The 14,681-nt window shown below is 68.9% G+C and carries 9 protein-coding genes; all 9 read right to left on the bottom strand.

Annotated features, from left to right (window positions below; translation table 11 throughout):
* Window position 1 precedes the first annotated feature (1 nt).
* Window positions 2-784, bottom strand: coding sequence for a hypothetical protein (locus tag P0Y43_RS13610; protein WP_275637768.1), 783 nt, complete (start codon window positions 782-784; stop codon window positions 2-4).
* Complete coding sequence (locus P0Y43_RS13605; RefSeq protein WP_275637767.1) at window positions 765-2,438, bottom strand: GspE/PulE family protein; 1,674 nt, start codon at window positions 2,436-2,438, stop codon at window positions 765-767. The genes P0Y43_RS13610 and P0Y43_RS13605 overlap by 20 nt, the downstream gene beginning before the upstream one ends.
* A 60-nt stretch (window positions 2,439-2,498) precedes the next feature.
* A complete protein-coding gene (locus tag P0Y43_RS13600; RefSeq protein WP_275637766.1) occupies window positions 2,499-3,032 on the bottom strand; it encodes a response regulator in 534 nt (177 codons plus the stop codon).
* A 228-nt stretch (window positions 3,033-3,260) separates the two neighbouring features.
* Entirely contained in the window at window positions 3,261-3,890 is a 630-nt protein-coding gene (locus P0Y43_RS13595) for a SurA N-terminal domain-containing protein (protein ID WP_275637765.1), read from the bottom strand.
* A gap of 12 nt (window positions 3,891-3,902) precedes the next feature.
* On the bottom strand, window positions 3,903-5,456 hold the full coding sequence (locus P0Y43_RS13590; protein WP_275637764.1) for a cytochrome c/ABC transporter substrate-binding protein: 1,554 nt from the start codon (window positions 5,454-5,456) through the stop codon (window positions 3,903-3,905).
* A 5-nt stretch (window positions 5,457-5,461) separates the two neighbouring features.
* Complete coding sequence (locus P0Y43_RS13585) at window positions 5,462-6,118, bottom strand: SCO family protein (RefSeq protein WP_275637763.1); 657 nt, start codon at window positions 6,116-6,118, stop codon at window positions 5,462-5,464.
* Window positions 6,115-6,762, bottom strand: coding sequence for an SCO family protein (locus P0Y43_RS13580; protein ID WP_275637762.1), 648 nt, complete (start codon window positions 6,760-6,762; stop codon window positions 6,115-6,117). Before P0Y43_RS13580 ends, P0Y43_RS13585 begins: the two co-directional genes overlap by 4 nt.
* A complete protein-coding gene (locus P0Y43_RS13575) occupies window positions 6,759-8,735 on the bottom strand; it encodes a cytochrome D1 domain-containing protein (protein ID WP_275637761.1) in 1,977 nt (658 codons plus the stop codon). Before P0Y43_RS13575 ends, P0Y43_RS13580 begins: the two co-directional genes overlap by 4 nt.
* Before the next feature lie 19 nt (window positions 8,736-8,754).
* Window positions 8,755-14,601 carry a manganese-oxidizing multicopper oxidase MnxG gene (gene mnxG, locus P0Y43_RS13570; RefSeq protein WP_275637760.1) on the bottom strand — a complete coding sequence of 1,949 codons (5,847 nt, stop codon included), beginning with the start codon at window positions 14,599-14,601 and terminating at the stop codon, window positions 8,755-8,757.
* Window positions 14,602-14,681 lie beyond the last annotated feature (80 nt).

The raw sequence follows: 14,681 nt of genomic DNA, 5'->3' as shown, positions 1-14,681 counted from the left end.
GTCAGGCCACCGCCCGCCACATGGCGCACAGCGGGTCGCTGTCACCACCGGCCGCGCACAACTGCACCGCCCCCAGGCCCACCGCGTCCTGGCGCCCTGGGGCATGCAGGTAGACCCGTGGCAGGTGCTCGCCATACAACTCGCAGGTGCGCTCGATCAGCGCGCGCAGGGCCTGGTCGCTGTCGGCGCAGCCCTGGGCCAGCACCTGCTGCCAGGCGCCGCCGGCGGCCAGCAGCAACACACTGCGCCGGGGTTCGGCGAGCACGAACAGGAAGTCGCCCTGCGCAAGCTGCGCCAAGCAACGGTTGTAGGCGGCCATCAGGTATGGCTGCACCGAATGCAGGCGCAGCCGGCGACGCTTGCCCAAGGCTTGCAGGCCTTGCAGCAACGCCTCGGGCAAGGCCGTGGCGATGCGCGGTGCGCCCGCCGGTTCCGCTGACAACACGATGCGCCAGTCGTCCAGCGCCTGGCCGTAGAGCTGCTCGAAGCAGGCTCGGGCATAGGCGTGCAGTTCGCGCGGGTGACCAATGGCCTCGCTCCAGGGCACCAGGCAGAAGCGGCTGTAGCGCGCCGACAGCAGCACCTGCAAAGGCGCCGCACTGGCCCCGTGCGCCTCGAGCAGCGCGCCGAGGGCCTCCAGGGCCGGGGCCCAGGCCGGTTGCGCGGCCTCGGCGGCGAAGGCCTGGCTGCCCAGCCACTGCCGGCGGTTGCCCAGGCCCACGCCGTCGGCGCCGAGCACGGCGCAGTAGCCGGTGTGGTTTCGATCAAGCGATGAATGTGACACGGTTGATCTCCTCGAGTGTGGTGCGGCCCTCGCGGACCAGGTCCAAGGCCGAAGCACGCAGCAGGCGCAGGCCACGCTGGCAGGCCAGCGTCTTGATCTGCGAAAGCGGGCGGCGCTCGACGATCATCTGCCGCAGGTCGTCGTCCAGGTGCAGCAGCTCGGCGATCGCGCTGCGCCCGCGGTAGCCGCTGCCACGGCACTGGCCGCAGCCCTGGGCGCGGACCAAGCGCCAGCCGGCCACTGCCTCGCGGGTCAGGCCAGAAGCGGCCAGGGCCGGGTCATCGGCCTCGCAGGGCACCGCGCAATGCGGGCAGGCCAGGCGGATCAGGCGTTGGGCCAGCACGGCGTTGAGCGCGGAGACGAAGCTGTAGGGGTCGACCTGCATCTGGCTGAAGCGGCCGATCACGTCGAACACGTTGTTGGCGTGGATGGTGGTGAACACCAGGTGCCCGGTGAGCGCCGACTGCACGGCGATCTGCGCGGTGTCCGGGTCGCGGATCTCACCGACCAGGATCTTGTCCGGGTCGTGGCGCAGGATCGAGCGCAGGCCCCGGGCGAAGGTCAGGCCCTTCTTCTCGTTGACCGGGATCTGCAACACGCCCGGCAACTGGTACTCCACCGGGTCTTCGATGGTGATGATCTTGTCCATGCCGTGGTTGATCTCGCTGAGCATGGCGTAGAGGGTGGTGGTCTTGCCGCTGCCGGTGGGGCCGGTGACCAGGATCATGCCGTAGGGTTCGCTGGCCAGCCGGCGCAGGGCACGCAGGGTGTCGTCGGCGAAGCCCAGGGCTTGCAGACGCACGCCGCTGACCTGGTCGGACAGGTCCTGCTTGTCGAGCACACGCAGCACGGCGTCCTCGCCGAAGATGCTGGGCATGATCGACACGCGGAAATCGATCTGCCGTTCACCGATCGCCACCTTGAAACGACCGTCCTGGGGCACGCGCTTCTCGCCGATGTCCAGCTCGGCCATGACCTTGATGCGCGAGATCACCTGTTCGGCGAAGGCGCTGCCACTGGCCTTGCCGGCGCCGTTGAGCACGCCGTCGATGCGGTACTTGATGGTCAGGCCCTGGCCGGTCATGCCCAGGTGGATGTCGCTGGCATGCAGCTTGAGGGCGTCGTACAGGGTCGAGTTGACCAGCTTGACCACGCGGCTCTGGTCTTCGCTGATGCTGGTCAGCGACAGGCGTTGCAAGGCGTCGGCCTCGGTGCCGGGCTCGGCGTCCTGGCCGAGGGCGTCGACGGCGTGGAAGGCTTCTTCGTGGCGGGCCAGGAAGGCGGCAAGGTCGGCGGCGTGGGCCAGGTACAGCGGCGCGCCTTGCAGGCAGTCGTCGATCCAGGCCAGGCGGGCACTGTCGAAGGGGTCGGCGAACACGCCGAGGCGATGGCCGCCCTGCTCCACCAGCACGCTTTCGCGCTTCAGGCACTGGGCCAGGCCGACCTGCTCGAAACAGGGCTGGCTGGCGAACAGCGCCTGGGTGTCCAGCGCCGGGTAATGCAGGGTGGCGGCCAGGCGCTGGAGGAAGGTCGCCGGGGCGTCGCCGCTCAGGCGCTCAAGGCGGCTGAGCAGGCGCTCGTCGCTGGCCTCGGCACGGGCCTGGTTGAGCAGTTCGCGGGGGTAGGCGACGCTGGGGGCTGCATCAAGGCTCATGACCTGCGACTCCGCTCAGGGGCGCGTCGCAGGCTGGTTCAGGGAAGGCCGCGGGCGCCGCTATTCCCCGGTGAGCAGTTGGTCGTCGTCAGGTTCGGGGGGCTTGGCGCCATTGCGTCGGCGGTCGGCCAGGACCCAGCTGCCATCGTACAACTGCAGGGGGAACGTCTGGTTCCTGTTCTGGCGTCGCTCGACGAACCCTTCGGCCGGGGTGTCCGTGGCCCTGCGCTGGCGCTCGATGCCCATCAGGTCGAACACCGCGCGGGCCAGTTCCGCCAACGGGAACGGCTTGAACAGGACATGCGTGACGCCAAGCTCGGCGGCCCGCTCACGGACCTCGACGGTCGGGTGGGCGGTGATCAGCACGAAATGGCATTGCCTGTTCCTGCGCACGGTCTCCAGGACCTGAAACCCCTCCATGTCGGGCAAGCGGTAATCCAGCACGATCACGTCCGGTGCATGGCGTTCGGCCAGGCCAATCCCCGTGGCACCGTCGTGGGCAACTTGGACGTCCAGGCCTTGCGCTTGCAAGTAAGCCTGCAAGTTCTGCGCAAGGGTCTGCTCGTCATCGACCACCAAAACTCTGTTCACCAAGGTCCACTCCCATGAACTGCCCGGTTTCCCGGTCTGCGAAGTGCGGCCTTGTAGAGGCTTGAGCAGGCTTCGTGCCAGGCGTGAATAGTCATGTCGCACCACGTTCAAGTCGTTGATATTGCAGGGCTGGCCCAGTGCGGGAAAGCCAGGCGTGCAATCTTTTCCCCAGTTACGGGGAACTAGATGGCACTTTGCCCTGGGCGCATTCCCCAGTGTTGGGGAATACCGTCACTGCGCACGTTCGATGCGTGCCCCCTCGCGCAATCGTTGGCGCACCGTCTGCCGGGCCTGGGCCTGCAACTGCTCGACGAGCAGGGTTCTGGCCAGGGCCAGGCCCTGTTCCCCTATGACCGAAGTGTTATCACTTTGGTTCTGCATGTCTTGTAGTTGCCGGCGAAAGGCCTCGACCTGCGCCTCGCTGGGCGGGTCAATGGCGCTCATCCGCGCATAGGCCTGCTGGGCGGCCATCTCGTGACGAGTGTAGTCGGCGAAGCCTGCCCTATCGAAGCCGGCCTCGGCCAGGCGCCGGGTAAACACCTCGGGGCCGCCAAATGCCTGCTCCAGCTGCGCGACCTGGGCTGCGACCTGGGTGTCGTCGATGGCGATACCTTCGCGCTGGGCGGCCTGCCACAACAATTCCTTGTCGATCAACTCGTCCAATGCTTCGTCCCGCAGGCGCTTGTACAGGTTGGGGTTGCGGATGCTGGTCAGCGCCCTGCCCTGGGCTTGCAGGTATTCGCTGAAGTAGCGCTCCAGGCGGGTGACGCCGATCTCCACGCCATTGACCCGCGCCGCCGGCTGGTCGGCGTGGCTGGCGCTGGCCAGGGCCAGCAACACACACAGCAGCACGATACGCATGGGCACCTCCGTTCAAGGGTTGTCCGCCAGCGGGCGGTAGGCGGCGACGGGCTGGAAACGCGGGCCGGGCAGCGCCACGGCCACCACGTGGGCGCCGGCCAGGCCCTGGCGACGGCCGGGGCCAAAGCCCAGGGGCGGGGTCAGGCCGATGTCGACGCCGTGCAGGCTTTCGAGGGCGCGCACCAGCCCTTCGCGGCTGGCGTCGCGGCCGACCTGGCGCAGGGCCTCGGTGAGCAGGCGCAGGGCGCACAGGGTGTTGATCTGCAGCGATGCCTGGCGTGGGTCCAGGCCCTGGCGCTGTTGCAGGCCGGCCAGGGTGGCACGGCCCTGGTCGGTCCAATCGCCAGGCACGAAGGGATAGGCCAGGAACAGCCTGTCCGACCATTGCGCGGGCAAGTCCGCCACGACGCTGGCAACTTGGCTCGAAGCCGCGAACAGATACGGCGTGCGCCCGCGCTCGCGCAAGGCCTCGGCGAGGCGCGCGAAGGCCTGGGGGCGACCGAGGAACAAGATACCCTCGCCCGTCGGCGCCTGGCCGTCGAAAGCCTGGGCCGCTGGCGGGGCCGCGCCCCACTGTTGCAGGCGGGTGCGCACCGCCTCGGCGGCGGCGGCCTGTTCGGCATCGGCGTAGACCACTTGCAGGGCACCCAGGGCCAGCCCCAGGCGCTCACGGGCATGGCTGGCGAGGCTGAGCAGTTGTGCCGGCACGCCGGGCAAGGGGTCGAAGATCAGCAGGCCGCCGCCGGCGCGGGGCGTGCTGCCGACCCAGGGTATGCCGTACTGGTCGAGCAAGGCGGCCAGTCGCTCGTCGAGCATCGGCGCCAGGGGCATGACCAGGGCGAAGACCTGCTCGGTTTGCACCAACCGCGCCAGGGCCTTTTCGGCGCTGGCTGGGGTCTCGCCTGGGTCCACGACCCGCAGCTCCAGGCGCCGGCCATGCAGGCCACCCTGTTGGTTGAGCTGTTCGAGGCCATCTTCGAGCACGGCGCGGATCACCTGGGCGGGCTCGGCCAGGGGGCCGCTGGCGGGCAACAGGGTGCCCAGGCGCAAGGCGCCCTCCTCCACGCCGGGGTCACGCTCGTCGGCCAGGCGCTTGAGATAGGCGGCGAGGTTGCGCTGGTCGGTGGCGGTCAGGTCGAAGCGCGGCATGGCGGGGTCCAGGCGATTGCCAGCGGGGTCCAGGCCCTGGTGGATGGCACGGGCCAAGGTGGCCTCGCGGTAGGCAGGGTAGCGGCGGCCATTGGCTTGGCGCAGACCCTGGCCGGCAGCCAGGCGCTGCCAGTCGAGGCTGGGGGGGCGTACCCCACCCTCGGCGCGGCCGCGACCGTCGATGCCGTGACAGCTGGCGCAAGGCAGCACGCTGGCAGGTACGCTCAGGTCGCTGGCGCCGACCCGGGCGGTGAGCTGGGCGTCGCTGCTGGAGAGGCCTTCGCGGTAGAGACGCTTGCCGGCCTGCTCCTGGGGGCTGAGGTCCAGGGCCAGGGCTGGAAGGCACAGGACCAGGATGAGCCAAAGCGCCAGGCGGCTGGGCCCTTTCGGTTTGCCTTTGCCAACTGCACGGGCCATCGCACTCACCGCCCGGCCAGCGGTTGGGCCAGCAACCGCAGGCGCTGGGCGATGGCGGTGGGCGGCGCATCGGGGCGGATCTTGCTCCAGCGCTTGCCGGCCACGTCACCGGCGATCAGTTGTGTGGAATGCTGCTCGGGGCTGGGCAGGAACTGGCCCAGGCGGCCCAGCACCAGGTCGACGCTGGCCTTGTCGCCGGTCAGGAACAGCCAATTCGGGCCGTCCACCCCCTGCTTCCGGGCGAACGCCTTGAGCACTTCAGGGGTGTCGTTGAGCGGGTCGCTGCTGACCGAGACGAAGGTTACCTGCGCGGCCAGCTCCGCGCCCATGGCCTCGCGTACCTCGCGCAACTTGCGGGTGATCAACGGGCAGGCGTCGTTGCAGTGGGTGAAGATCACGTTGAGCATCACCACCTTGTCCTTGAGCACGTCGCTGTAGAAGCGCAGTTCACGACCGTCCTGGTCCTTGAGCACGGTGTCGGTGAACCAGGCCTGGGCGTCGCGAGTGCCGACGCCGCTGACCATCGGCTGCGGCGCCGGCTGCGCTTGCGGGGCATGGCCTTCGTGGGCGCAGGCCACCGAAGCGAGGATCCACAAGCAGCCGGCCAGGGCCAGCCAGTCCAGGCCGCGCATGCCATTGCGCCGGGGGCTGAAGGTACTCATGGCTGCACCTCGTGGGCGATGGCGGTGCTCTTGGCGTGCACTCGGCGGGCGCTCAGGCGGTTGACTTCGGCGATGAGCACGCTGGGGTCGGTGAAGCCGTAGAAGCGTGTCCAGTGGCCGCTGCGCCCGTCGCCGACGAGGATCAACGGCGGGTGCTGGGTCAGGTCGGCGCTGAAGCTGCCCAGCCCCTTGAGGGTCTCGGTCACGGCGTAGGGCGAGCCGGTCAGCCAGCGCCAACCCGGCCCATGCTGGAAAGCCCGGGCGTAGCTTTGCAGGCGTTTGGCGTCGTCGCGCTGCGGATCGACGCTGATCGACACCAGTTGCACGTCCTCGCCCACCCGCCCGCCCAACTGCTGCTGAACCTTGCTCATGATCGACGAGACCACCGGGCACACCGTGGTGCAACTGGTGTAGATGAACCCCATGACCACCAGGCGCTCGCCTACCAGGTCTTTCTCCAAGCGTACCGGCATGCCGTCCTGGTCGAGCAACGGCACGTCGGCGAAACGCACGCTGGCCTTTTCCTGGTGCGCAGCGGGCGGCGCTTGCTCAGCGTGCCCGTCGTGGTCATGCCCCGCGTGCGCCAGGGCCAGGTTGCTGACCAGCAGCAGGCTGCAAGCGATCAAGTGGTTTGGGCGGTTCATCGCACACTCCTGGGTTCCCCTTGGGAAGCGGTGGGCGCTGCGGCCGGCAGGACGCGCAGGCTGGTGTAGTTGTTTTCGGCAAAACTGCGCCCGAGGCTCGGCGACTGCACGTGCAGGTACCACGCCCCGGCCTCGGCCAGTTGCAGCGAGGCCTGGTACACGCCCTCGCCCACCTCTTCCAGCGCCAGGCTGCGTGGCAGCGACGACGGCGCCAGGAAGTAGCGCAGGCTCAGGTCGCGCAGGCCCAGGCGGGGCTTGCCGTCATCACCGAGGATGCGCACCTGGGCGACGAAGGGCGTGTGCTGCAGCAATGGCTGCTCGGCTCCGATGAACTCGGCGCGCGCCCCTTTGTGCGCGTGCGCCTCGGGCGCCTCGGCCACCTCGGTGCTGAAGCAGTGGATGATCTGCGGTTGGTTGAGCAGGAAGGCCACGTCGAACTGGCCCGCCGCTGGCAGTTTGACCGTCGAGCCGTAGACGCCCGGGGCCAGCTCGCGCAGGCTGCGGTCGATGACGATCGCCGCGCGGGCCTGGTGGCCGCGGTTGTTGTAGCCGGACATCGGCGCGTTCATGCCTTCGGCGTAGAAGTAGGTGGTGTTGTCCACCGGGTTGACCACGAACACCGAATTGTCGTCACGGGCCACGCTCAGGCCCTGGGCCAACGGCAGGTCACCGGCCTGGCGCGGCGCGGCGGGCCCGGCCTCGAAGCCCTGGACGATCGGCTGGCGACCTTCGCCGAGGCTTGAAAGGTTGATCATGCTGACCTTGGGCGAAGCCAGCCCACGCACGTAGGCATAGCCCTTGGTGAAAGTCAGCTGGTAGGGCTCGGCGGCCACCGGGATGCGGTGGATCAAGCGGTCGTTGCTGGCGTCGATCACCAGCGCCTGGTGCTCCAGGGTGTTGAGCACGATGCCGTAGCGCCCGTCGCTGCTGAAGCGCATCGGCCCCAGCCCCGCCTCGGCCTTGACCACGTGGCGCAACTGGTGGCTGCGCGCATCGATCACCCGCACCGTGCCTTCGCGCCCGTCGGCCACGTACACCGCCTGGGACAGTGGCGAATACGCCACCGACAGTGGGTGCGGGCCAACCTCGAGGGTCTTGACCAGACGCATCTCGGCGCTGTCGATGATGCTCAGGGTGCCGCCGTCGCGGTTACTGACGAAGGCGTAGCGCGAATCGGCGCTGAAGGCGATTTCATGGTGGCCGGAGCCGGTGGCGAACGACTTGAGCATCGCCCGGCTGGGCACGTCGATCACCGTCACCCCGCCCTTGGCCGGGTCGGCGCTGTTGTTGCCGACCCACAGCCGGCGCTGGTCCGGTTGCAGGGCCACGCGCAGCGGTTGCTCGCCAGCCTCCAGGGTGGCCACCCGGCGGAAGGTCTCGGTGTCGATCACCGCCACCTGGCCACGCTCGGGCAGCGAGACGAACACCTGCTTGTCGTCGCCGGTGGCCACCCAGTCCATGGGCCGGCCCGGCAGCTCGATGCGCGCCAAGGTGCTGGTGACCCCGCCCACCGACACCGTGGGATCGATCACCGTGAGGCTGGCGTCCTTGTTCAGCACCAGCAGGAAGTAGCTATTGAGGTCCAGCAGCGGGCGCGCGCCGATGCTGCTTTTCAGGAACAGCGCCACCCGTGCCTTGCAGCTGCTGTCGCGGTCGCCCGCGGGGGCCGACTGCGCCGGGTCCAGCCAGGCCCCTGGGGCCATGCCCGAGAGCGGCTGGCCGCTGTTCTGGTCGCTGACCTTGAAGCGCACGTTGGCGAAGCCGCCTTCACGCAGCTGCTCGCCGACCAGTGGCCGTGCCTCGAACTCCACGGTCACGCCGTCCCGGCTGAGCCGGTGCAGGGCCTGCGGGTCGGCAGGCGCTTGCAGCAGCTCGCGGGGGTCGCACCAGAGTTCTTCGTAGGCCACCCCCAGGCCGATCAGCGCCACCCCCAGCAACAGCCCCAGGTACGCGGGGCGAGTCTTCTTGTTCATGGCTCGCGTTCCCCCTTGCTCATTGCGCCGGCGCGGTGGCGGGCGGCGTTTCGTTAGTCACCCGCAGGATCCCCCACAACCCCGAGACGTTGCCGTAGGCGGCGTAGTCGCGGAACAGGTAGTCCCCCGGCACACCGTTGGCCCCGCCGGCGCTGGGCAGCATGAAGCTGAAGTGCGCTGCCGGCAGCACGCTTTCCTGGGCCCCGATGTACACCGACATCGGGTTGTAGCCGAAGCGCACCGAACCGATGCCCGGCAGGCCCATGGGGTAGCCATCCACGTCGTTCTTCTCGGCCTGGTAGGCGTGCAGCGGCCACAGGTGCCCGTCGAGCTGGTAGGTGATGCCGCGGCTGCCCCCACTGGGCATCAGCACGTGGCTGCGCACCGGCTGGCCGGGCTTGGCCCAGAGCACCGGGGTTTGCGGGTCGCCGCCGACCAGAGCGTTGCTGTAGGCCATGTGGGCGTTGGGCACATCCCCGAAACCGTGGCCGTCGGCGCGGCCGAACGGCGCGTCCGGGGCCAGGCCGAAGCGCAGCCACAGCGGCTCGGTCTTGTAGTTCATGGCCATGTTGCCGTTGTCCTTCGGATCGCCCGGCACGCCGTTGCCTTCGGTGGCGATGCCTTCCACCGGTCGGCCATCGGCCCAGCGCATGTTCAACGCGCGCTGCCACACGGTGACGAAGTCGCGGTAGTCGGCCTGGCCGCTGACCTTGACCGTGGCCTGGGCACGGCTGGCGCCGTCCTCGGTCCAGGTGGCGGCCTGTGGCAGCACGCTCATGGCACCGACCAAGCCCTTCTGCGGCTGCTTGATGACGTCCGCCGGGGTCAGGTTGAGGCCGCCGAACTCGATGGCGGTGGTGTTGATGTTGTCCACCGTGCGGCCCAGTTGCAGCACCGGCTTGCCTTCGCGTTCCAGGTGCCCGGCGTAGTACTGGTAGACCTTGCTCGGGTAGGCGCCGCTGTTGCCCGCGCGCGGCGGCACGGTCTGCACCGGGTTGGTGCCGACGTTGGCGCCATCGGACTTGGTGATGTCGTAGGCCAGCAGTTGGGCGTGCAGGCCCACGTGGCTGGACGGACGCATCAGGTTGTTGTTGAACGCCGTGGCGCCTTCGCTGCCGTTGCGGTCGCGCTTGACCACGTTCTGCATCACGGCGGTGCTGGGCAGGTCTGGCATCACCAGCGGCAGGCGGTTTTCCAGGGTGATGCTGATGCAGTCGCCAGCAGTGGCGCGCAGCACCAGCGGCTCGATCGGCACCCCCGCCTTGAGCTTGCCGGTGGCAGGGTCGAGGTCGGCCTTGCGCACGTACAGCACGGCGGTCGGGTCGTGCAGCGGGGCGCTGTGGCCGCCGACGGTGAAGGTGGCACCGTCTTCCTCGTCGGTCACCGTGGCCAGCGGGATGCTGGTGCGGCGGCTGTTGAACACCAGGGTGCCGCCGCCAGCCTTCAGTGGCCCGCCGACATGCTGGTTGGCCCCGGCCGGGTCGGCGATGCTGACGCCGTGGCGGTTCTCCAGGATGTCGTTGGCCAGCGCGGCAACGATCTCGTAGCTGCGCTTGACCGTTGGCCGAGTACCGATGCCATTGGGGTTGGCGGTGGTGCGGGGGCAGATGCCGTCGAACGCCACGGTGTTGCGCATGGCCACCGGCTGTGGGTTGTTCGGCAGCGGGAACAGGTCCGGGCGCTGCGCGGTGTAGTTGCGCATCACGCCCCAGATGCCGTTCCAGTAGCCCTCCAGGGCAGCGTCGAGGGTGTACAGGTAGTCACCGTTGGTGGCCGCGGCGCTGGAGATCATCGACACCGGCGCCATGAAGCCCAGTTGCTCGGAGATGCCGACCATCTGCGAGGCCTTCCACCCCGAGTTGGAGCTGCTGCCGAAGCCCGAGCCGTTCTGCAGCCACTTGACCCCATGCAGGCTGACGTTGTGCTCCTCTTCGTGGCCGCCGGCATGCACCCGCAGGCGCACGTTGTCACCCGAGTAGGTGCGCAGCATCGGGGTGAACGGGTCGCCCGGCTCGCTGCCCTTGTTGATGTGCGGCGGGAACAGCGTGGTGCCGCCCGTGGGGCCGACCGCCGAGGTGATCGCCGAGGGCGCCAGGTTCATCGCCGGGATGGCGCGGTCGGTGCGGGTTTGCAGGGCGTAGGCCAGATCGCCGCCCAGGCCGTCGGCCTGCATGCCGCGCTTGCCGTCGGGGCCGACCTTGTTCGGGTCGAACACGCGCAGGGCCAGCGGCTCGTTGCGGTAGTTGACGACGAACATGCCGGGGTCGTCCACCGAGATCGCCTGCGGGCATGGCCGGGTCGGACAACCCGGGCTCAGCCCGCTTCGCGACTCGACCACCGACTCGAGCAGGTTCGAGGCGGCCTGGCGCACCGGCGGGTTGATGGCGAAGCGGAAGCTGTCGGCGGTGGCCGGGTAGGCCTGGCCGTTGGGGATGCCGTCGGGGCCGGCGCCGACGTACACACCGGCCTCGTAGGCATGCTGGAAGTCGCTGTATTCCAGGAAGAACTCGCGGTAGCTGTCGTTGCGCCCGTCGCCATCGTGGTCGCCGGTCTGGATCACCGCCTGCCACGAGGTCGGCCCGCCGTCCTGGCGCACCGCCGGGTTGTACAGCTGCTCGCCGGTTTCGGCGTGGTACCAGGTGGAGCCGGCAGGCTCGGCCAGCACGGTGGCGTACAGCCCGAGCTGCTGGTGGGTCGATGGGCCGAGGTGGTCGTGGGTGAAGATGGTGCCCAGGCCGCGGTCGACGTTGTGCACGTTGACCAGCGGGTCGGCGAACCAGCGTTGCATCGCCGTGCGCGCGCCGAGCCAGTCGGCGCGGCCGAAGCGCCCGAAGTACGGGTGTTGCTTGGCGTTCGGGCAGGCGGCGCTGCCGTCGCGGGCATCGCCCTGGGTGCAGCCGTTGAAGCTGCGGATGGCGTGCACGCGCTCGACCACGCTGCCGGGCGAGAGGATGCCATCCTCGTAGTTCCAGCCATTGGCCGAGCCATCGGCGGCGGTCAGGTCCCACTTGGGCAGGTGGATGTGCTGGCCGATCACATCGGTGGGCGTGCGCACCTGGTAGTCGTCCATTTCATAGAACGACGGGATCAGGTTGGTGTGCTGGTACATGGTGCAGTCGAAGGTGTTCATGCGCATCACCAGCGGCTCTGGCGGGCGCTGCTTGGTGATCACCGGCCAGGCGTCCTCCCACAAGGCGAGGATGCGTGCCTGCGGGAAGTGGTAGCCGACCTTGTTGTACACCGCGTCGAACTGGATGTTGGCGCCCTTGTAGATACGCGGGCGGTCGGCGGTGAACGTCGAGGTGCCACGGAAGTTGAGGCCGTTCAGGCTCTCGCCGCTGAAGAACTCGCCCACGCCCGAGCCTTGCGTCAGGCGCTTGCCCCGGTCGTCCATGCACGGCTCGTAGAACGGCGCGCCGGCGGTGGGCAGCGCGCCGTTGGTGCGGAACGCCTTGGCCACCGGCGCACTGCCGGGGACCAGGGCATAGCTGGCATGCTCGGCCTTGGCGTGGAACTGCATGGCGGCCTGCTCGACGTCGGTGCCCTGCTCGGGCAGGTAGATCGGCTTGGCCTTGTGCACCACCTTGGAGAAGTCCAGCTTGGTGGTGGTGGTCACCGCCTCGCCGCCGGAGGCCACGCCGTCCAGCGTGTGTCGGCCAAGGCCGCCGTCCCAGCCGTCGACCTGGTTGGGGTCGAGGTTGGCCCACAGGGCGTTGCCGCTGTCCTTGAGCTGGCGCGCCAACGCCGGGTCGAGCATGTCCAATGGCGGAGTCGGTGGGCGTTGGCCGACGCTGCTTTCCATGCCGCCGATCCAGAAGGGGTAGCCGGGGTTCTTCAGGCTGCCGTCGGCGTTGCGGTTGGTCTCGCTGCGGTCGACTAGGGCCAGCGAGCCAATGGCCCGGGGCGCGGCGCCGTGGTCGTCGCCACCCTCCTCCTCGTGCTCCTGTTCATCGTCGTGCTCGGCCACCCTTTCCTCGGCCAGCTTGGGCACTACCACGACCTTGCCCGGCATCGGTGCCATGGCCTTGCCTGGCAGCGGCACGATGGCCGGGATCGGTGTGCCGGCGACGATCTCGCCATCGGGCAGCGCCCGTGCGCCGATCGCCGGCTTGCCACTGCGCAGGGCGAACGGCGTGGTGTGGAAGCCGTTTTCGCTGTCGCCGCTGACCTCCAGGCGCGTGCCAGGCTCGAACACATCGTGCACCCGCCACATGGCCCACATGCCCTGGGCGAAGTGCGGGTAGAAGTGGCAGTGGTAGATGGCATCGCCCGCCACGCGGTTGCGGTTGCCCGAACCGCCATTGGCGATCTCGTAGGTGTAGCCCACGCCCGGGCCAATGCCCTGGGCGTCGATGTAGTCGGAGTTGTCGTCGTTGGGGTTGAACAGCCACTGGTGCCCGTGCAGGTGGAAGATGTGCTGCTCGTGGCCGTTGTGGGTGTTGCGGAACTTGGTGAAGTCGCCGATGTAGCTGTGGTGCACGTTGGCCGGCTCCGAGGGGTACAGGGCCATGCTGGCCTTGACCCCGACCGCGCTGGCCGGTGGCGTTTCACCGGGGCGGATGCGCTCCAGCCCGACGTTGGCCGGCACGTCCACCAGGGTGCCGATGTCACCGACGGTGTGGGCGCTGAGGAAGAATTCCTCGTAGGCGCACGACAGGCAGTCGTGCATCGGCCCCACGCCGAGGCGGTTGGCCACCACCTCGGCGCCCATGCCGCCGGAGCCGTAGTTGATCATGAACGAGTCGCGCGCCGGTTCCAGCACATGGCCCATCACCGGGTCCGCCCAGTAGCCGGGGAAGGCCTGGGTGCCGGCCACCTCGTCGGCGAATTGCGCGGTGAAGTCGCGAAACGCCTCCAGCCGGTTGGGCAGCGCCGGGTTGCGCTTGCCGACGCTTTCCAGCGGGTAGGTCGAGCGAGGGAAGCTGCCGTCCGGGTTGGGGCCCATGACGATGGCGTCGGCCTCGCTGTGAAGAATCTCGTTGCCGTCGAGCATGGCGATGATCGGCTTGCCGGCCTTGCCTTCGGCGAGCCACGGCTCGGCCTGCGGGTAACGCGCCTCGTAGTCGATCACCGGCTGACCGGTGGGGGTACGGCCAGTAGTGGCCAGGCGCATTTCCTCTTCGCTGAGGGTATTGCGGTAGGTGCGCCCGCCCTTGGGCACCACCACCACCTGGCCGAACAGGCCGTTGGCGACGTTGCCCGCCCCGCCCTGGCCGCCAAAAGTGGCACCTTGGCTGGTGGCGGCAAACGCACCTTCGCGCTCGGCGTACAGGGTGTAGCTGCGGGTAGCGCCCGGGGCGATCAGGAAATTGCCGTTACGCCCGGTGTTGGCGGCGATGTCGCCAATGCTGTTGACCGCCTGCAGGCCGTTGACCTGGAACCCCACATGACGGTCGCTGACCTGCTCGTCGGCGACAAAATGCTCGTCGCCTTCGTTCTCGACCTCCACGCCCTCTTCTTCCTCCCCCTCGACTTCGTTTTCGTCATGGTCGACCCCGTGCTTGTTGGGGTTGGCCTGGTAGGCGAGCAAGTTGGCGAGGTTGACGGTGAGGCAGTCGCCGGCGGCGACGCGCAGCACGATCGGCCGTGGGCGCTTGTCGGGGCGCAGGGTGACCTTGCCCGGCACGGCGGCGCCGCCGCGGGTCAGCGGCACGTGGTGTTCGTCGACCACGTCCTGGCGCAGGGCGAACATCATGCCATTGGCGTTCTGCGCGCCGAGGCGGTTGAACATCAGCGGCTGGTCCAGGGCCACCACGTTGGCCACCAGGGTGCGCTGGCACTGCACCGCCGCTTCGCTGGTGGCCTGCCAGCCCAGCAGGGCGAGCACGAGGGACGTCAGGACGGAGCCTTTGAGCGGGGTCTTCATGCTGCACCTCCGGGTACACAGGGACTCTGCGAAGGGCCGGAGCAAGGCGCATGCCATAAAAAATCGTTTGGTTTTTCAGT

This window comes from Pseudomonas entomophila (assembly GCF_029193575.1).
GTDB lineage: Bacteria > Pseudomonadota > Gammaproteobacteria > Pseudomonadales > Pseudomonadaceae > Aquipseudomonas > Aquipseudomonas entomophila_G.
The sequence above is the reverse complement of the archived record's forward strand: the minus strand, read 5'-3'. Positions and strand labels throughout refer to the sequence as shown.

Coding starts and splice junctions, on each gene's coding strand:
- P0Y43_RS13580 (WP_275637762.1), bottom strand. CDS start 6,762: ATGAACCGCCCAAACCACTTGATCGCTTGCAGCCTGCTGCTGGTCAGC.
- P0Y43_RS13595 (WP_275637765.1), bottom strand. CDS start 3,890: ATGCGTATCGTGCTGCTGTGTGTGTTGCTGGCCCTGGCCAGCGCCAGC.
- mnxG (WP_275637760.1), bottom strand. CDS start 14,601: ATGAAGACCCCGCTCAAAGGCTCCGTCCTGACGTCCCTCGTGCTCGCC.
- P0Y43_RS13590 (WP_275637764.1), bottom strand. CDS start 5,456: ATGGCCCGTGCAGTTGGCAAAGGCAAACCGAAAGGGCCCAGCCGCCTG.
- P0Y43_RS13575 (WP_275637761.1), bottom strand. CDS start 8,735: ATGAACAAGAAGACTCGCCCCGCGTACCTGGGGCTGTTGCTGGGGGTG.
- P0Y43_RS13585 (WP_275637763.1), bottom strand. CDS start 6,118: ATGAGTACCTTCAGCCCCCGGCGCAATGGCATGCGCGGCCTGGACTGG.
- P0Y43_RS13605 (WP_275637767.1), bottom strand. CDS start 2,438: ATGAGCCTTGATGCAGCCCCCAGCGTCGCCTACCCCCGCGAACTGCTC.